This is a genomic window from Nitrospirillum guaranorum (assembly GCF_034653275.1).
GTDB lineage: Bacteria > Pseudomonadota > Alphaproteobacteria > Azospirillales > Azospirillaceae > Nitrospirillum.
Window position 1 is genome coordinate 257,086 of the sequence record NZ_JAYEES010000003.1, and the last position, 18,395, is coordinate 275,480.

General features: G+C 69.9%; 17 protein-coding genes. 7 read left to right on the forward strand and 10 right to left on the reverse strand.

All coding sequences use genetic code 11. The features are described from left to right. Positions 1–4 precede the first annotated feature (4 nt). From UAJ10_RS10005 to UAJ10_RS10015, 3 genes are all read right to left on the reverse strand, one after another. Entirely contained in the window at positions 5–874 is an 870-nt protein-coding gene (locus UAJ10_RS10005) for a C40 family peptidase (protein ID WP_322915235.1), read from the reverse strand. Between the two features lie 6 nt (positions 875–880). Next, the gene (locus tag UAJ10_RS10010; RefSeq protein ID WP_322915236.1) at positions 881–1,312 is read right to left on the reverse strand and encodes a MarR family transcriptional regulator; all 432 of its coding nucleotides are present in this window, start codon (positions 1,310–1,312) and stop codon (positions 881–883) included. A gap of 221 nt (positions 1,313–1,533) precedes the next feature. Then, entirely contained in the window at positions 1,534–2,946 is a 1,413-nt protein-coding gene (locus UAJ10_RS10015; RefSeq protein WP_322915237.1) for a leucyl aminopeptidase family protein, read from the reverse strand. A 164-nt stretch (positions 2,947–3,110) separates the two neighbouring features. On the opposite strand from UAJ10_RS10015, the gene UAJ10_RS10020 reads away from it, so the two are divergent. After that, the gene (locus UAJ10_RS10020; protein ID WP_322915238.1) at positions 3,111–3,773 is read left to right on the forward strand and encodes a glutathione S-transferase family protein; all 663 of its coding nucleotides are present in this window, start codon (positions 3,111–3,113) and stop codon (positions 3,771–3,773) included. A 4-nt stretch (positions 3,774–3,777) separates the two neighbouring features. On the opposite strand, the gene UAJ10_RS10025 is transcribed toward UAJ10_RS10020, so the two are convergent. After that, positions 3,778–4,836 (reverse strand): TAXI family TRAP transporter solute-binding subunit, encoded by a 1,059-nt coding sequence (locus tag UAJ10_RS10025; protein ID WP_322915239.1) that lies wholly within the window; start codon positions 4,834–4,836, stop codon positions 3,778–3,780. Positions 4,837–5,074: 238 nt separating this feature from the next. After that, complete coding sequence (locus tag UAJ10_RS10030; RefSeq protein ID WP_322915240.1) at positions 5,075–5,623, reverse strand: PAS domain-containing protein; 549 nt, start codon at positions 5,621–5,623, stop codon at positions 5,075–5,077. 112 nt (positions 5,624–5,735) lie between these two features. Here UAJ10_RS10030 and UAJ10_RS10035 point away from each other — a divergent pair, with 112 nt between their 5' ends. Beyond that, positions 5,736–6,392 (forward strand): glutathione S-transferase family protein, encoded by a 657-nt coding sequence (locus UAJ10_RS10035; RefSeq protein WP_322915241.1) that lies wholly within the window; start codon positions 5,736–5,738, stop codon positions 6,390–6,392. An 84-nt stretch (positions 6,393–6,476) separates the two neighbouring features. On the opposite strand, the gene UAJ10_RS10040 is transcribed toward UAJ10_RS10035, so the two are convergent. Then, the gene (locus UAJ10_RS10040; protein ID WP_145749332.1) at positions 6,477–7,238 is read right to left on the reverse strand and encodes an SDR family NAD(P)-dependent oxidoreductase; all 762 of its coding nucleotides are present in this window, start codon (positions 7,236–7,238) and stop codon (positions 6,477–6,479) included. 249 nt (positions 7,239–7,487) lie between these two features. Between UAJ10_RS10040 and UAJ10_RS10045 the strand changes: the two genes are divergently transcribed. From UAJ10_RS10045 to UAJ10_RS10060, 4 genes are all read left to right on the forward strand, one after another. After that, positions 7,488–9,428, forward strand: a complete 1,941-nt coding sequence (locus UAJ10_RS10045) for a di-heme-cytochrome C peroxidase (RefSeq protein WP_322915242.1) — start codon at positions 7,488–7,490, stop codon at positions 9,426–9,428. Between the two features lie 135 nt (positions 9,429–9,563). Then, on the forward strand, positions 9,564–10,844 hold the full coding sequence (locus tag UAJ10_RS10050; RefSeq protein WP_322915243.1) for a Tox-REase-5 domain-containing protein: 1,281 nt from the start codon (positions 9,564–9,566) through the stop codon (positions 10,842–10,844). Between the two features lie 7 nt (positions 10,845–10,851). Further along, on the forward strand, positions 10,852–11,547 hold the full coding sequence (locus UAJ10_RS10055) for an Imm52 family immunity protein (RefSeq protein WP_322915244.1): 696 nt from the start codon (positions 10,852–10,854) through the stop codon (positions 11,545–11,547). Between the two features lie 395 nt (positions 11,548–11,942). Next, a complete protein-coding gene (locus UAJ10_RS10060) occupies positions 11,943–12,317 on the forward strand; it encodes a hypothetical protein (protein ID WP_322915245.1) in 375 nt (124 codons plus the stop codon). 12 nt (positions 12,318–12,329) lie between these two features. Here the strand turns inward: UAJ10_RS10060 and UAJ10_RS10065 are convergent, their stop codons facing one another. The 3 genes from UAJ10_RS10065 to UAJ10_RS10075 form a co-directional block, all read right to left on the reverse strand. Beyond that, entirely contained in the window at positions 12,330–12,956 is a 627-nt protein-coding gene (locus UAJ10_RS10065) for a ParA family protein (RefSeq protein ID WP_322915246.1), read from the reverse strand. A 37-nt stretch (positions 12,957–12,993) separates the two neighbouring features. Continuing rightward, on the reverse strand, positions 12,994–14,682 hold the full coding sequence (locus tag UAJ10_RS10070; protein WP_322915247.1) for a CYTH and CHAD domain-containing protein: 1,689 nt from the start codon (positions 14,680–14,682) through the stop codon (positions 12,994–12,996). Between the two features lie 115 nt (positions 14,683–14,797). Beyond that, positions 14,798–15,382 (reverse strand): hypothetical protein, encoded by a 585-nt coding sequence (locus UAJ10_RS10075; protein WP_322915248.1) that lies wholly within the window; start codon positions 15,380–15,382, stop codon positions 14,798–14,800. Between the two features lie 339 nt (positions 15,383–15,721). Between UAJ10_RS10075 and UAJ10_RS10080 the strand changes: the two genes are divergently transcribed. Then, a complete protein-coding gene (locus tag UAJ10_RS10080) occupies positions 15,722–16,918 on the forward strand; it encodes a phosphoglycerate kinase (protein ID WP_322915249.1) in 1,197 nt (398 codons plus the stop codon). 96 nt (positions 16,919–17,014) lie between these two features. On the opposite strand, the gene UAJ10_RS10085 is transcribed toward UAJ10_RS10080, so the two are convergent. Then, positions 17,015–17,728: a M48 family metallopeptidase gene (locus tag UAJ10_RS10085; RefSeq protein ID WP_322915250.1), complete on the reverse strand. Its 714-nt coding sequence runs from the start codon at positions 17,726–17,728 to the stop codon at positions 17,015–17,017. Positions 17,729–18,395: the final 667 nt, after the last annotated feature.

An 18,395-nucleotide genomic window follows, 5' to 3' on the forward strand; every position in this document is an offset into this window, starting at 1 on the left:
CAGCTCACCCCAGGCGCTTCACCGCCGTGACGCCCTTGCCCGCCGCCGCCCGCGCCAGGACATCGGCCAGGGGTTCGCGCACCGTGGCCATGTGATGGGCGTTTGCGTGCACCAGATGGGTCTCATCCGCCATGATGCCGACATGGCCGGGGAAGAACACCAGGTCGCCGCGCTGGTAGGTATGGCCGACGCCATCGGCCGAAACCAGGGTGCCCAGGGCCGCCTGCTGCTGGTCGCTGTCGCGCGGACACGGCAGGCCGGCGGCATCCAGCGCCAGCTGGATCAGGCCGGAGCAATCGATGCCCACGCTGGTGCGGCCACCCCACAGATAGGGCGTGCCCAGCAGGCGCAGGGCCGTCTCCACCGGGTCGGCCTTCAGGGAACCGATCTCCGCCACATGGACCAGCGGGACCCAGCCGCCGCCGGCCACGCCGGCGAAGCCGTTCTCCACCTCCACCACGCACAGGGGCGCGCCCAGGCTGATCATGTCCAGCGGCGGGGTTTTCAGGTCCGGCTCGGGATGGAAGAAGCTGCGCAGGGCCGTCAGCTTGTGCGTCGGCTCCGCCAACTCGTCATCCAGGGCCTCCAGCTGCAGATAGCCGACATAGCCGTCGGTGGCGTTCTGGCCCCAGACCCAGCCGTCCTTCTCCTCGAACACCGTGAACACTTCGCCGAACAGCAGCTGGCTGGACTGGCGGGCGGTGAAGGTGGGCTCTTCCTTCAGGCTGACGTAGCCGGCGCGCACCTGGCAGGGCACACCGTCGACATAGCGCTCGGCCGTGACCTTGCCGTAAAGGTGGGCGGAGGCGAGGTCGGAACGGTAGGGGTTCACGCGCGGGTCTAGCACCGGCGTGGTCTTGGGCTTGCTGGACATCTCACATCATACCGGCGCTGACACCGGCTCCGAAGCTGACGGGGGGGCGACCGGGGTCGCTGCGGCCGGCCGGGGGGCCGCGGCGCGTGCCCCGTCCAATGCGCCCTGCACGGCGCCCGCGTCAATCACCATCTGCCCGAACTCATGCAGGAAGACGGAGCCCTTGACCGTGCGCTGCACCAGGACATTGCGCCGATCCTCCGCATCCCGCTTGCGCTTGGTGAAGCCCAGGCGGCCCAGGCGGTCCAGGGCGCGGGTGATGGCGGGCTTGGACACGTTCAGCGTCGCCGCCAGGCCACGCACCGTATGGGGCGGCGGGGTCATGTAGACGGTCAGCAGCAAGGCCAGCTGGCGGGCCGAGAGGTCCGGGCTGGCGGCCCGCACGCTGGCCACCAGCGCGCCGCGCCAGAGTTCCAGGGCTTCGAGATTACGCGACATGATGCCCCCCGCACCCGGAAACGTTCATCCGGCCCGCCCGTTGTTCCGGCCCCGCCGTCATTCCGACAGCGTATCGGCCAGCCGCAACTGTCGGGAGTGTGCCGAAAGTCCAGCCCAGCGGCAAGGGCCTGCCACCCCCGAAGGGGTAGCGGGACGCTACATAATTATTTTTTATCCAAGCCGGCGCTTCCCGGTCGTTTCCCGGGAAGCGCCGGGGGATTTCAGGCCTGGGCGGGGTACCGGCGGCTCAGCATGGCGAAGGCGGCGCGCAGGCCCATGGCCTCGCCCCCCTCCGGCCGGCCAGGCTTGGCACTGGCGTTCCAGGCCATCAGGTCGATGTGGGCCCAGGGCGTGCCCTTGGTGATGAAGCGCTCCAGGTACAGGGCCGCGGTGATGGCGCCGCCATAGCCACCGCCCGGCGCGTTGTTCAGGTCGGCGATCTTGCTGTCCAGCTGCTTGGCGTAGCCCTGCCACAGCGGCATGCGCCACAGCGGGTCTCCCGTTTCCTTGGCGGCGGCCAGGATGTCGTCGGCCAGCTGGTCGTCGTTGGCGAACAGGGCCGGCAGGTCGGTGCCCAGTGCGATGCGGGCGGCGCCCGTCAGGGTGGCGAAGTCCAGGATCAGGGCGGGCTTGGCGCTGTCGGCCTCCGTCAGGGCGTCGCACAGGATCAGCCGGCCCTCGGCATCGGTGTTGCCGATCTCCACCGTCAGGCCCTTGCGGGTGGTGATGATGTCCATGGGGCGGAAGGCGTTGCCGGAGATGGCGTTCTCCACCGCCGGCACCAGCACGCGCAGGCGCACCGGCAGCTTGGCCGCCATGACCAGGCGCGCCAGGCCCAGCACATGGGCGGCACCGCCCATGTCCTTCTTCATCAGCAGCATGCCGCCCGCCGCCTTGATGTCCAGGCCGCCGCTGTCGAAGCACACACCCTTGCCCACCAGGCAGACCAGCGGGTGGGCGGCATCCCCCCAGGTGAGGTCGATGAAGTGGGGCTTCTTGTCCGCTGCCCTGCCCACGGCATGGACGGTGGGGTAGTTGTGGGCCAGCAGGTCGTCGCCGACGATGACCGAGACCTCGGCGCCGAACTCGGCCCCCAGTTCCTTCGCCGTGGCCGCCAGATCGGCCGGCCCCATGTCCTCCGCCGGGGTGTTGATCAGGTCGCGCACCAGGTAGACGGCGCGGGCCATGCTGTCCACGGCATCGGTGTCGGCACCGGCCGGCAGCACCAGGCGCGGCAGGTCCTTCGTCGCCTTGCGATAGCGGGTGAAGCGGTAGCTGGCCAGCGCCCAGCCCGTGGCGGCAGCCGTCGCCTGCTCGGGCGTCAGGCTGTGGTCGAGGGCGTAGCTGGCGCCGCCGCCCTTGGACGTTTTAGGACCCGCCGGCAGCGTCGTCGGCAGGCCGGCGAAACTCCACAGATCCACCGTCTCGCCCACGCCCACCAGCACCCGGTCCAACTGACCGTCGGCCGAGGGCAGCAGCGCGGTGGCGCCCGGCTCGGCCGTGAAGCCGACGCTGCGCACCCAGGCGGCGGTGGCGGCTGGGGCCGTTTCCAGCCAGGCGTCCAGCCCATCCTTGCGCACAGGGACCAGGGTGACGGTGTCGGCGGCCTTCTGGGCCAGGAAGCAGGGCAGCACAGGCGGAACCTTTCGGCTTCGGAAAGTCAGGCGCGCAGGGTTCCACATCCGGAGCTCGGTTTCAAACGCGGCGGCGTCACACGGGTGGCGACACCGCTGGCGCGGAAGGACATCCCCCGCTACCCTCACCCGCCCGTCGCCACCGATCCCGAGGGACCAGCCCCATGTCCGCCGACCTGACCCTGATCCTGGGCAGCAAGACCTATTCCTCCTGGTCGCTGCGCCCCTACCTGGCGCTGCGCCACGCCGGCCTGGCCTTCGAGGAGGTGGTAATTCCCCTGCGGCAGGCGGACAGCAAGGCGCGCATGCTGGCCCACAGCCCGGCGGGCAAGGTGCCGGCGCTGATCCACAGCACCGCCGGCGGCGATGTCACGGTGTGGGACAGCCTGGCCATTTGCGAATACGCCGCCGAGCTGGCGCCCGAGGCCCGGCTGTGGCCGCAAGACCGCGCCGCCCGCGCCCACGCGCGGTCCATCAGCGCCGAGATGCACGCCGGCTTCATGGACGTGCGCCGCAACCTGTTCATGGACCTGGGCCGCACCATCGACCGTCCGGAGCGGCTGGCCAAGGCCGCCGGCGACATCACCCGCATCCAGGCCATCTGGACCGATTGCCTGGACCGGCATGGCGGCCCCTTCCTGTTCGGCGCCTTCACCATCGCCGACGCCATGTACGCCCCGGTCGTCACCCGTTTCCAAACCTGGAAGGTGCCGCTGACCGAAACGTCCCAGGCCTATGCCGCCGCCATCGAGGGCCTGCCCGCCATGAAGGACTGGCGCGCGGACGCGGCGCGGGAGACGGTGGTCTTGGACATGTTGCTGGATTAAGGGCTCAGCCTGACGTGGCCAGCGTCACGTCGAAGCCCTGCTCCCGGTAATAGCGGGCTGCACCCGGGTGCAGGGGCACGGCCAGGCCGGTCAGCGCCGCTTCCTTGCGGATGCTGTCGCCCCGGGGGTGGCCAGCCACCAGCAGGCGGTGGGTGTTGGGGTGCCACAGCGCCTTGACGATGCCGTAGGCCAGCTCATCCGGCAGGGCGGTGGTGGCCAGCCACTGGGCGCCCACGCCCAGGGTCTTGGTCTCCGGCACGCCGACATAGGCGCCGTCGCCGCCGATGGTGGTCTCGGTGAACAGGGGCAGGCCGGGGCTGAGGCGCGGCAGGCGGGCGTCGATGATGGAGATGAGGCGCACCGGCAGGCGCGCCGCCACGTCGGCCACCGCCGGCAGGGGATAGCCGCCGATGATGAAGAAGGCGTCCAGCTGGCCCGAGGCCAAGCGGTCCCCCGCCGTGCCGGGGTTCAGGTAGAAAGGCTGCACCGTCTTTTCCGACAAATCGTGCGCCTGCAGGATCAGCAGGGCGGTGGGCAGGGTGCCGGAGCCCTTCTCACCCAGGGCCACGCGCCGGCCCTTCAGGTCGTTCACCGTCTTGATGGGGCTGTCGCCCCGCACCACCAGGTGCACCGTCTCGCTGTACAGGTTGGCCAGGGCCCGCAGCTCGGTGAAGGGCGGCTTGCCGGCGTAGGGGCCCTTGCCCTTGTAGGCCAGGAAGCCGATGTCGGCCTGCACCAGCCCCGTCTCATACCGCGCGGCGCGCAGGGCCTCGATATTCTCCACAGCACCCGAGGTGGTCTGCGCCACGGCGATGACGCCGGGTATGCCGCAGCTGCCGCCCCGGTCGCAGCCCGGGCTGCCCGGCGGGTTGCTGATGGCGTTGGCCAGGATGCCGCCGATGGGGAAGTAGGTACCGCCGGTGGTGCCGGTGCCGATGGTCAGGAAGCGGATGGATTCGGCGTGGCCGCCCCGGCCGCCGCCGCCCCAGCCCAAACCGGCCGCCGCCAGGGCGCTGGCGACGCCCACCAACACATGGCGGCGCGGCAGAGGGCGGCGCGGCACTGGGCCAGGCGAAGGCGCCGTGGAGGCCTCGCGGCCCTCCCCCGGTGACAAGACCCCGTCCGGCGGCGGAAGGGGGGACCGGGTGTGCGGTGCCTCAGACACGGGAAGACATCCTTCGGGGGACGGCGCGGCGGCGCCCCACATGGGGTGCTGTCCGGGTAATTATTATCGCGCCGGGGGTGCGTTTCGCGCAACGTTCGAATGCCGCGCCTGCACACTTCCTTCCGCCACTGTGGCCTTAAAGCGCCACCAGCCGCAGTTCGCGCCGCAGCAGCCGGGCGCGGTCCTGGAACACCCGCAACCGCACCTTGAAGTTCTCCGGCGTCGGTTGGTAGTGCATGACGATGGCCAGCCGGTCCAGGCTGCCGTCGGCGCCCTGGAAGGGCAGGCCGATGCGGGGCACATGGTACATCACGCCCTCGTCCGTGCCCACCTGGTCCTGGCCGAAGATGGGCTGGGCGTCGCGCACGATGGCCGCCTGGAACCCCAGAGCCGCCTCCAGCATGTCGGGCGGATAGAATTCATCGAAATAGCGGCCCGTGGGGTCGCTGCCGGCGGCCAGCGCGGAAAGGGAGCCGCAGAACACCACCCGCACCCGGCCATCGGCACGGAAAGCCGTGGTCACCGCCAGATGGGGCAGGAAACTGTCCGGCACCGCCGCCACGTCCAATGCCGCCGAGGGCGGCGGCACGGCCCCGCCCCCCAGCCCCCGCCACCACGCGTAGGCGTGGGCGATGGGGCCGTCGGGCAATTCATCGGCACGGATGAAACCCGCGATATCCGGCAAGGGTTGGCAGGCATTCAATGGCATGATGAATGACCATACCGTCCGGCCCCGTCGACCGCCAGCCGCAAGACCATCATGCCTGGTCCACCTTTACGGTTAGAGGAGACAGCCCTTGAAACTTTACAGCGCCGCCCTGTCCCCCTATTCCGCCCGCGTGGTGTTGGCCATTCGCGCCAAGGGCCTGAAAATTCCCTTGGTGGATCCCCCGGACGGCCAGAGATCGGCCGCGTTCCAGGCCATCAACCCGCTGGGGAAGACCCCGGTGCTGGACGCCGGCGGCGCCCACATCCTGGAGTCCGCCGTCATTTGTGAATTTTTGGAGGATGCGTTCCCCAGGCCGGCGTTGCTGCCGGCCGACCCGGTGGCGCGGGCGGCCCAGCGCACGGTGGCGCGCCTGCTGGACCTGTATGTCCTGCCGCCGCTGCTGTCTTTGATGGCACAGCGGGGGACGGCCCAAACCGCCGACCCCGCCGCCAGCGCCGCCCGCCTGGCGGAGTTGACCCGGGGTCTGGACGCGCTGGAGGTGGTGGTGGCGCGGGGGCCCCTGCCGGCGCCCTCGCCCGGCACGCTGAGCCTGGCCGATTGCGCGCTGGCCCCCACGCTGATCTTCCTGGCGCGCTTCCTGCCCCGCTACACGCCGCAGGACATGCTGGAAAAGCGACCGGCGCTGGCGGCCCTGTGGACCGCCTACGCCGCCCACCCCCTGGTCACCCCCATCGCGCGCGAGATGGAGAAGGCATTGGAAGCGTTCCGTCAGCGGCGGGGTTAGCCACCGGTCGGCCCGCCCATTTTTCCTCTTAGCCCCCGACCGGGGCCGCCGGACGGCGGCGCCCGGCGGCCGAGGGCACCCTAATCACTTCGCATTCATGCGCACGGCGCCATCCAGGCGGATGGTCTCGCCATTCAGCATGACGTTGCGGACAATGGTCAGGGCCAGTTCCGCGTATTCCTCCGGCTTGCCCAGGCGTTTGGGGAAGGGGATGGAAGCCGCCAGGCTGTCCTGCACCTCTTGCGTGAAGCCCGCCACCATGGGGGTCCAGAAGATGCCGGGGGCGATGGTCATGACGCGCACGCCCACGCGGGCCAGTTCACGGGCGATGGGCAGGGCCATGGCGTGCACGCCGCCCTTGGACGCGCTGTAGGCGGCCTGCCCCACCTGGCCGTCGAAGGCGGCGACGGATGCGGTGTTGATGATCACGCCGCGCTCGCCATCCTCCAGCGGATCCAGCGTGCTCATGTCGGCGGCGGCCAGGCGCAGGATGTTGAAGCTGCCGATCAGGTTGATCTCGATGACCTTGCGGAAGGCGTCCAGGGCCAGCGGGCCCTCGCGGCCCAGCACGCGGCCGGCCGTGGCGACACCGGCGCAGTTCACGGCGATGCGGGCGGCGCCATGGGCCTCGCGCGCGGCGGCGATGGCGGCGGTGGCGCTGTCGGCGCTGGTGACGTCGCAGCTGAGCGCCAGGCCGCCGATCTCGGCGGCGACCGCCTCGGCCGCGGCCAGGTTCACGTCCAGCAGGGCCACCTTGGCGCCCTCGGCCGCCAGGCGGCGCGCCGTGGCGGCGCCCAGACCCGAACCACCGCCGGTGATGATGGCGGCAACACCTTGAACCTGCATGCTTCTCTCCCAATGGTTAGGCGGGTGACCAGTCTTCCCCGGCTTTTACTCGCCTTTCTGGCAAGGATGGGCGGCCGCGTCCAGCGGGCATCCGGCACGCCGGCTGTGCGCGGGACCACATGCGTCACCGTGGGCGACGGGGCCCATGCGTACGCGTGGTTGAAAAAACCCCTTGCCATTCCGTACGGCACGGCGCAAAGGCACGATCGGGGGATCAAAGCGCGACGACGGCGATGGGGGACGGGTGCCATGCGGGTTTTCAACGCGCGGCGGCGCATGGTGGCGGCCTTGGCCGGCCTGGGCTTACTGGCGGCCGGCCATGCCGGGGCGCCCCGGGCGCGGGCGGCCACGCCCGCCCCCTTCCCCACGGGGGCGGCGCCCGAGGTGGTCCACCTGCTGGACCAGAATTGGCCGCAGTCAGTGCGCCAGGGCTTCTACACCACCAGCCAAGGCTCGCAGCTCATGTTGTACAGCTGGTTCAAGGCGCTGGAGCGGCCGGCCTCGACCGAGCTGTTCTTCGCCGACCGGCTGGCGCGCTTCAACTACCTGCCCAACGACGTCTCGGCGCAGAACCCCGAAGGGCTGCCCGTGGGCTTCGCCCTGGATCGGGGTACAGGCCCAACGTACATCGGCATGACCTGCGCCGCCTGCCACACCGGGCAGATCACCTACAAGGGCACGGCCCTGCGCGTGGACGGCGGCCCGGCCGACGCCGACTTCCAGGGCTTCCTGGTGGAGCTGTCGGCCGCCCTGGCCGACACGGTGTCGGACCCGGCCAAGTTCAGCCGCTTCGCCGCCCGGGTTGGCGGGGACAAAGCCGCGCTGAAGGCCAGCCTGGCCGCCTTCTCCACCGCCTGGGGGACGTTCTTCAGCGCCGCCCTGGACGGGCAAGCGTGGGGCCCGGCGCGGCTGGACGCCTTCAGCATGATCTTCAACCGCCTGACCGGCCTGGATTTCCGCGTGCCGTCCAACGTGCTGCCGGCCCATGCCCCGGTCAGCTACCCCTTCCTGTGGAACGCCCACCAGCAGGATGCGGTGCAGTGGAACCTGTCCGCCCCCAACGGCAACTACATCAAGGCGCTGGCCCGCAACACGGGTGAGGTGCTGGGCGTGTTCGGCGCGCTGAACGTCTGCGTCGCCGGCAAGGACATCGCGGGCAAGGCCTGCCCGGGCGACCGGCGGCGCTTCGCCTCCAGGCTGTTCCCCCACATCCCCTTCTACGACACCTCGGTCAGCGTACCGGGCCTGATGAAGCTGGAATGGGCCATCACCCAGCTGGCACCACCCGCCTGGCCGTCCACCGTCTTCGGCGCGATCGACGCCGGCAAGGCGGAACAGGGGCGCCAGCTGTTCAACGAGGTCTGCGCCGACTGCCACCACATGACCCGGGCGGCCCTGAGCCAGGACGTCTGGCCGGTGATGGACCAGCGCCCCACCGACACCGACCCCACCGTGTACCGCAACGCCCTGCGCTGGGCGAAGACCGGGCCGCTGCAAGGCACCCGCGCCCTGCTGTTCGGCGACGGCGGATCGGTCAGCGAGGGCGACATGCCGGCGGAGGCCCAGGCCGTCAGCGTCCTGACCAACGGCGTCATCGGCAGCGTGGTCGACGGCCTGCTGAACCAGAAGGGCGGCACGCTGAACCATGACGACTACGCCAACCTGGGACTGACGCCACTGAGCCTGATCAAGCTGGCCATCGACCAGAAGACGGGGTCGGTCAACGATGTCGAACAGGCCATGGGCCCGGCCTTCAAGGCGGTGCCGCCCGCCGGCCCGCCGGCGCACAAGACATCCTGCGTCACCAGCGACGGTGCCGCCGGCGACCAGACGCCGCCGGTCTACGAGGCGCGGCCCCTGTTCGGCATCTGGGCCACCGCCCCCTACCTGCACAACGGGTCCGTCCCCACCCTGTGGGGCGTGCTGAAATCCTCCGCCCGGCCCCAGGCCTTCGCCGTGGGCGCCCGGGAGTTCGACCCCGTGCAGGTGGGTTATGTCAACGCCGTGGGCACGCCCGGCACCGCGCAAACTTGGGTCTACGACACCACCCTGCCCGGCAACTGCAACCGCGGCCACGACGATTATCGCCGCGCCGACGGCAGTTCGCTGACCGATGACCAGTTGTGGGCCATCCTGGAATTCCTGAAGATGCTGACCACCAAGGACCAGCTGTGGCGCAGCGTGTACTGAGGTAAGGGGGCGCCGCCGAGTCCTATACCGGGCGGCTTACCCCTGTGGGAAATCCCCTCTTCCCGCCCCTTTCCATCCCCCGTCGCCGCCTTAGTTCAACCGCCGAGGCCGGCTGAACCAGAGGCGGGAGGGGCGGTGCCTGACAGTTTTTCCAGCCACGCACCCTTCGCGGCGGCGTCCGGCCAGGCCATGCCCGGCTGGGTGGAGGCCACCGTGCCCGAAGGCCGCCTGCTGATCGGCCCCACCCTGGCCGTGCCGGCCGGCATGCGCCGCTACGCCATCACCGTGCCCTTCCGCCCCTGGCAGGACGGCCGCGTCGTCCACGCCCTGAACAGCCTGGATGACATCGGGCGCCAGCGGTTGCGCCTGGTGGTGGACGGCGTGGACCATCGCTGCAGCACCGGGCAGTTGATGGCCCGCGTCATGGCCGACTTCGCCAACGGCAGCCTCACCGCCTATCTCATCCCCCACGCCACGCCGCCCATATCTCCGCCCACCACGCCCCCGCCCCACCCCGCAGCGCACGGGGAGCAGGAGGGCGACCCGCCGGGCCAGCCGGCGCAGTGGTCGATGATCCAGCGCGTGGTGGGCATGCTGCGCCGCACCATCCCCTATCTGCCGCGCGACATGCAGCAGGCGGCGAGAAGCCTGTTCACGCTGGAGACGCTGTACTGGCTGGCGGGTTTCCTGGCCGCCTGGGCGGTGGGACACGCCGCCGGCTATGGCGAGGCCATCGACGTCATCCTGCTGGGCGTGGGCTATGCCATGGTGGGCTGGTCGGTGTTCGGCGGCCTGAACGACCTGGGCCACGGCGTGGCCATGGCCACCACCGCCAAGACTGAGCACGACCTGGACGAGGCGGCGAAACGCACCGCCGCCGGCCTCACGGTGCTGACCATCAACGCCCTGATCGTCCTGATCGCCAAGGTGAAGCCGGCCTCCGGCGGCAAGCGCCCGCCCGTGGTTGAGGAGGAACCACCGCCACCCCCGCCGCCGCCGGACCCGCCAGTGAAGCCGGTTGAGCCGCCGCCACCACCGCCCAAGGGCCCGGGATTTTGGAAGAGTGTTAACGAATCCATGTCTGAACGGGCTTCGTCTTACCAGGCGCAGATCACCGGACGACCCGGCGAAGCCTACATGGTAGACGGCGTGAAGTTCGACGGATTCGCCGACGGCACCCTGCTCGATGCCAAGGGGCCTGGCTACGCTAGCTTTGTCAAGGACGGCAAATTCAGAAGCTTCTTCCGCGGCCAGGATAGTTTATTAGATCAGGCGCTGCGTCAGACTCGGGCGGCGGATGGCACCCCGATCACCTGGCATGTCGCCGAGCCGGAAGCAGCCACGGCGATGCGCAATCTGCTGAAGCAGAATGACATCGAAGGAATAACCGTCGTCCATACCCCGATGAATCCGTAGGAATTATATGGCACAACAGGATCTTGTCATTGGCGCCTACTGGGGGCCCCGTCGCGAGACCGCAGAGGATTGCGCAAGCCGCGCGGCCATCTTTTTTGACGACCTAGTTCAGACCGCCCCTCTTCTTGCCCGTTGGTATGAGCGCGGCCGCTCCCGTAAGGACGCGCTGGCGCTTGCCGTCGACGTGTCGAACAGGGATGCGCTGCGAAAGCTGCTGCTGAAAGGCCAAAATAGGAAGGACGCCAACCAGGAGGTGATCGCCGACCTCGGCTTCCGCATCGGACTTTGGAATGGTGCGGCGACGGAAGAAGGTGAGGCCGGCCTAAGCATCCTGTGCGGCGGATATCACGAACGCGTCCGGAACAATGTGGTGCTGGACCTACCCCGCAGCTTTTCCGGCGCGCTGACCGCCGAGGGCGCAGCCGCCCTCTTAGCCGCCACAGCCAAGGCCTGGAACCCCGACTGGGCCGGCGTTATGACGCGCCAGGCGATGGAGTCGCGGGACTTCAGCGGCCGACGACCCTTCGTGGACTGGCTGGTCTACGTGCCCCGGACCATGACATCCCCGCCAGCGCCATCGACAGTGGCGGCGGTGGCCTCGTTAGGCTCCATCATCGTGGTTCAGCCGACCCCACCGGGCAACGGCGACACCGAGGCGCTACAGCGAATTCAGCGGGTGGAGGCCCTGCTGGCGGCCGGATGACGGATGCGTTCCCAGCCGTTGCCGTCTCAGCTGTTCGGGTCTCGGCAATGTCACAATTGGAGACTAATAGTGTTTGATTCTCGAAGAAAGAGATCGAGTACGCGGCAGCAAACGGCCCCGCTAAGCTGGAAAAGCTGTTCGCCGAACGCGATACCGACATCTATAACTTGAACCGGCTGAATGGCGGCGGATGACGATCAATTCCAAGTTTGGCTAATGGACATGGAGGACGCCATCGGGCGTCTCCACGGCCTCCCCCAGCTGTCGGGCATGAAGGGGCAGCGGACGGCATCCTGCCCGCTGACCTTGGTGACGGCGTCAACCGATCGGCGGACCGGGAGGTTCATTCGAACGGTGTTCGAGAACTACCGCCAGAGAATCACGCAGGCCCCGGAATGAACGACGCGGCATCGGCGCTGGTCATCGACCTCGCGCGGGAATTCATCGCCTTCCTGAACAGCCACAGCCCCCCCGGCTGGATCAAAGGCTATTACCGGTTTCGGGCGGAGGAGGGCCGGCATGGTGCCAACGCCTCCTACACCACCGCCTCGGATGTCCTGCTCATCGGCGCGGTGAGGGCCAGCGCACTTTACACCACGATGAACGAAATGGCGGCTGCATTGCTCCGCGCCCTGGAGAGGGAAACCGGTGTCTTCCTACTGACGGTGGACGCCGGCGCTCAATACGATATCCAGTTCGACTGGGATGATCTGGACCGGTGGCGGATCACCAAGCTGGACGGCGGCACGGGCCTGCCAGTGGGGGCGTGACGCCCCCGCCCCTCAGCTCGGGTCCTCGATGAACGCGATCAGCGGGGCCCAGTCCTGGCGCAGGTCGGCCAGGCGCTTGGCCTTCTGGTCGAACAGGGTGAGGCCGGCGGCGGCCGCGTCGGGGTAGGCCTGGCTGTCGCGCAGGCGGGTCACCACGCGGTGGCCCACCGTGCCCAGGAAAGTGTCCAGCCGGTCGGCGGCGCGGGTGCGGGCGCGCACGCGGTTGCCCACTACCGCCACGGCCTTGCGGCTTTTGCGGATGGGCTTCAGCTCGTCCAGCTTCTTCAGGAAGCGTTCCGTCGCCTGCTCGTCGAACGCGCCGGGCAGCAGGGGCAGCACGATCACGTCGGCCTCGGCCACCAGCTGCTCCACCTCCTTGGGCTTCAGGGCGGCGGGCGCGTCGATGACCAGCACCTCCGCCCCCTTGGGCACGCCGTCGATCTCCTTGGTCCAGTCCAATGCTGCGATGACCGGGGCGGTCACCGGCCGGCGGGCCAGCCAGCCCAGCGACGACTTCTGCCGGTCCACGTCGGCCAGGACGGTCTGCCGGCCGGTGGCGGCGAAGGCGGCGGCCAGGTGGGTGGCGACCGTGGTCTTGCCGACGCCGCCCTTGATGTTGGCCACGAGGATGGAAAGCATGGGGTGCCAGTTCCTTGAAATGCAGCGGTGAGGAAGATCAGGAGGGCGGATGCGGCCAGTGGTCGACCGGCGTCCAGAAAGGGTCGGCGTCCAGGAAGTCCTCCACCGCGCGGCAGAGCGCCTCCTCCCCCACGGCCATGTGGGCGGCATGCCAGCCCAGCACCAAGCCGGCGCCCATGTCCCAGCCGCCCATGGCGTCATCAAGGGGCGCCGCACCCCGGGCGGCGGCCAGGTCGGCCCGCAGCTCGCGGATCAGCCCGTCCATGGTGGCGACGTCATTCAGGTGGCCCAGCCCGTCCTGCAGGCCGGACAGCCGCTCCAGGTACTTTCGCACGGCCTTCTGCGGGTACAGCTCGCGGAAGAAATCCACGGCGTAGCGCAGCTTCTTCATGGCGATGCGCAGGCCGTGGCGGGCGGGCGCGTCCAGCCGGGCGAAATGGCGGCTGCGCTTGGCGGCGCGGTGGCGCTGGCGGGTCAGCACGGCGTCGGCGAAGGGCAGCAGCGGCTGGCCCAGCCAGGCCAGGCGGTCGGCCGGGGCGTCATCGCGCCAGCAGCGCCCATCCACCCAGCGGCCCAGGGTCAGCAGCAGCTCGGTATAGCCCGGGCCCGACACGGCGGCGCGCGCCGCGGTATGGCCCCGGCCGCGCGCGCCCTGCGCCGCCACGGCCAGCGCCAGCAGGCTTTCCTGATCCGGCATGGCCGCCGCCACGGGCGCCAGCAACTCTTCCAGGAACACGTCCCAGGACCGCGCGGGCCCCACGGCGTCGGCCAGGCCCTTCAGCGCCACCTTCAGGGTGGCCGCCTGGGCCTCGGGCAGGATGGCCTTGAACAGGGTGAGGGCGGAGCGCAGGCGCCGCACCGCCACCCGCAGCTGGTGCACGCCCGACGGGTCGCCGGCCAGCACCGCGCCCTCGTTCGCCGCCATGTGGTGCAGGCAAGCGCGGGCCACGCCGGCCAGCGCCGCCTCCACCGTGTCGTCGGGATGGAAGTTCAGGGGGCCGGCCTTCACCGCCTTGGGCGCGCCGCCCTCGCCCCGCGCCAGGGCGTAGCCGCGCTCCGCCTTCGTGCGCAGTTCCAGACGCAGGGGTACGCCGCGGTGCAGGGCCAGCGCCAGGTCGTACAGCACGCGGCGGTCCTGCCCGGCGGCCAGCTCCAGCTCCAGCTCCGCGATGGGCTCTTCCCGGCCATCGGCCGCGCGGGTGACGCCCTGGTCCACCGCCACGTCCACCGCCAGGCCGGCGGCGAGATGCAGGGTGCGGGTCCAGCGCTTGACCTCGTTGCTGAAAACGGGACCCAGCCGGCGCAGGTCCACGCCCTCCAGCAGGGCCTGGGCGGCGGGGTCGGTGAAGGCCTGGGGCACCAGGTGCCCATCCGGCGCCGGTATTTCCCATTCCGACCGGGCCATGGCCATGCCGCCGCCGGCGGAGGGCCCCTTCAGCGTCTGCAGTATCTTTCCCGCCCCCTGGGCGCCCGAATGACGCAGGCGCAGGCTGACGCCCCGGGCGGCGAGATCGCCCTCCGGCGTGTCGAAATAGGTGTTGCGCAGCGTCTTGGTGACGGCGCGCGGGCCGGCCAGGACCGCCGCCGTCTTCAACCGGCCGAGGTGCCGGGGATCGACCGCCAGCTTCAGCTCGATCTCCTGCGGGGCGGCCGCGGGTACGGAAACGGGCGCACCCTCCACCGGATCGGCGGGGGGAACGGATGACGTCGACGGGGATTCGGGCATCTAGGCGGGGTCCGGCATTGCCAGGGGCGGCGGCCGCTGGGGCGCGCCCTTGTCCCCCAACGCTATAGGACGCCCCGGGCGGCGACAATATGGTGAATGGTTAAACTTTGAGCGCTCACAGGTGGCCGTGCCGCACGATGGCCAGGTTGATGGCCAGGTGCACCACCACGGTCAGCACGAACCACAGCGTGCGCGCCGCCGGATATGTGGCCCGCACCGCCCACAGCTGGCCGAAGGACAGCGCCACGTGCAGCAGGCTGGGAACCGAGCGCGCCACCAGCACCGTGCCCAGGGCCAGCAGGGGCGGGAAGCCCAGGCTGAGGCAGTGGACATTGCCGGCGGCGCACAGCGGCAGCATGCCCCGCGCCAGCGCCCAGACGGCCACGCCCAGCTCCCATGCCGCCCAGGCGTAGCCGGCGCTGACCGCCGCCCGGGTGTCGCGATTGCTGAGCGACAGCAGCAGGTAGCGCCCCGCCTCCTCCACGCAGGCCCCCAGGATCAGCAGCAGGGTCACGGGTCCGACATGGCCGCCGGACAGGCCCAGGGCCCCCATGTCGCGGGCGGCCCAATCCTCCATGGCCGTCACGCCGGGCAAAACCAGCAGGCCGGCGGCCAGCACCCGGCCCTCCAGCACGCCGCGCCGCGCCAGCACCAGGGTCACCAAGGCCAGGAAGATCAGGAACAGGATGTAATAGATCACGAACGCTCCCCCATGCCGTTTCAGTACGTGGCATTTCATCGGTCATGATCAAATGCCCCCTCAGTCGCCGGGCGCCAGCATCCGCTGGCTTGGCTTCCTCAATTTCCAGTCCGCTGACGCTCCCCGGAAATTTCCGGCGGCCGCAGTCGCGGCCTACAGCGGCATGAGTTGTAATCTCGTGCCGCTGACACTTGAGCCCTGATGAGGTAACGCGGGCTCCGCCTTTCGGCCAGAGAGGTGTAGCGGGGCGCCTTGTGCGGTTGCAACAGGGTCCCGCCTATGCTTCCTTGGCCTCCGTCTCACGCCATTCCACCTTGATACGGGCCGGGAACCGACGCCATGACTTTCAAGACCCTAGACGATATCGCCCCCGCCAGCCGCACCGTGCTGGTCCGCGCCGACCTCAACGTCCCCGTGCAGGACGGCCAGGTCACGGACGCCACCCGCCTGGTCCGTCTGGTCCCCACCTTGAAGGAACTGGCGTCCAAGGGCGCCAAGGTCGTCGTGTTGTCGCATTTCGGCCGGCCCAAGAACGGCCCGGACGAGAAGAACTCCCTGCGCCAGGTGGTGCCGGCGCTCTCGGACGCCCTGGGCGCCCCGGTGGCCTTCGCCGGCGACTGCATCGGCAAGCCGGCGCAGGACGCCATCCGCGCCCTGGAAAAGGGCCAGGTGCTGGTGCTGGAGAACCTGCGCTTCCACGCCGGTGAGGAGAAGAACGACCCCGCCTTCGCCGCCGAGCTGGCCAAGCTGGGCGACATCTACGTCAACGACGCCTTCTCCGCCGCCCACCGCGCCCATGCCTCGACCGAGGCGCTGGCCCGCCTGCTGCCGGCGGCCGCCGGCCGCCTGATGCAGGCCGAGCTGGTGGCACTGTCCAAGGCCCTGGGCCAGCCGCAGCGGCCGGTGGCCGCCGTGGTCGGGGGCGCCAAGATCAGCACCAAGCTGGACCTGCTGCTGAACCTGGTGGGCAAGGTCGACATCCTGGCGCTGGGCGGCGGCATGGCCAACACCTTCCTCTACGCCCAGGGCGTGGACGTCGGCGCCTCGCTGGCGGAGAAGGACATGGCCGACCAGGCCCGCGCCATCCTGGCCAAGGCCGAGGCTGGCGGCTGCCAGATCCTGCTGCCGAAGGACGGCGCGGTGGCCAAACAGTTCAAGGCCCACGCCCCCTCGCGCATCGCCGCCCCCGGCGACATCGCCGCCGATGAGATGATCCTGGACGCCGGCCCCGCCACCGTCGCCTACTACGGTGAGAAGCTGGCCACCGCCAAGACCGTGGTGTGGAACGGCCCCATGGGCGCCTTCGAGATCGAGCCCTTCGACGCCGCCACCAACGCCGTGGCCAAGATCGTGGCCGACCTGACCAAGGCCGGCACCGTCCTGTCGGTGGCCGGCGGCGGCGACACCGTCGCGGCCCTGGAGCATGCCGGCGTGGCCGACGCCTTCAGCTACATCTCCACCGCCGGCGGCGCCTTCCTGGAATGGCTGGAAGGCAAGGAGCTGCCCGGCGTGAAGGCTTTGGAGGCCGCCGCTTAAGGCGTCAGGAGAAGCAGGGCCCACGGCATGAGGTCAGGCTCATGCCGTGGTAAGCCCGGACGGGGCTGCCGGCGGCTATGGAACACGAAACAGGTTTCACCCATAGCGGTGAAGCCGACCCCCGTGCGCTTTCAACCACGCGCGGGGCTTGTCCACGTCGCCGGCCAGCGCCGCGCACAGGGCCCAGAAGTTGGGGCCGTGGTTCATCTCCTTCAGGTGCGCCACCTCGTGCGCCACGACGTACGCGACGATCTGCGGCGGGGCCAGGATCAGGCGCCAGGAATAGCTGATGCGGCCGGTGGCGGAGCAGCTGCCCCAGCGGCTGCGGGTGTCGCGCACGGAAACGCCGCTGGCGCGCAGGCCGGCGCGGGCCGCCGTTTCGGCCGTCAGGGCCGACAGGTGGCGACGCGCCTCCGCCTTCAGGAAGTCGGTCACCCGGCGGTTCAGGAACGCCGTCTCTCCGCCCACGTGCAATTCCAGGCCGGCCGGCCCGTCCACTAGGCGGGCGCCGCCCCGGCGGCCAGGATCGTGGTGGATGAGGGCGGACCGGCCCAGCAGGGGTACCGCCATGCCGTCGATGAAGGGCTGGCGCGGCGGCAGGGCGGCCAGGCGGGCGTTCACCCAATCCAGATGGCGGCCGACGAAGCCCGCGACCTCGGCGTCGCCCACGCGCGGCGGCACGGTGACGCGCACGGTGTCGGTGGCGCCGTCGACCTTCAGCGACAGGCGGCGGGCGCGCGGGCTGCGCCGCACCTCGACCGGTTGGTCGATGCCGGCGACGCGCAATTGCGACACGGTGGTCGGCGCCACCCGCGCCTTCGTTCTGGTTCTCGGCGCCGGCTTTTTCGGGGCCGTCAGCCCCATGCCGCGCAACAGGCCCATCAACCCCATTTGGTCCCGGCCCTCAACTCCTTAGGTGGCCGCACCATGGGGCCACCGCTTACCCTCTATATACGGGGTCCCGCCACGGGACGCACCCCATATGCGCCGCCGCTGGCGTGACAGGGGCTGGGCGGATGATCGCCGCGACGCGACGGGGGAATGGAAAGGGGGATTGACGCGCCCGGGGCCGGCCCCACAAAAGCGAACCCCCGTGCCGGTCAGGGCAACGGGGGTTCTGTTGGCTTCAGCGAAGCTCAGATAGTCCATCGAGCGATACACCGGTCAGAAACCGGCATCAGCTACCGCTATATGTGTGGAGCTGTCACACAGCTCATACAGTACGCGTCGGTGGAGTCATGATTTGACACACCCTCCTGGTTACGGGCAACACATCGAATACTGCATGCATTCGACGATTTACCTGATCTGGTGGGCTAATCTGGTTTCTGATGCCTCCTGAGTGCTTCTGTAAGACAGATGGTGCGCCTGTTACAGTTCCGCGTCAACCCCATTGCGCAGGACTTTTCGCCCCCCTTCTGGATAGCTTTTCCGGGTCCGACCGTTGACAGGTCGGTGCCCGCGCCGCACCGTCGGC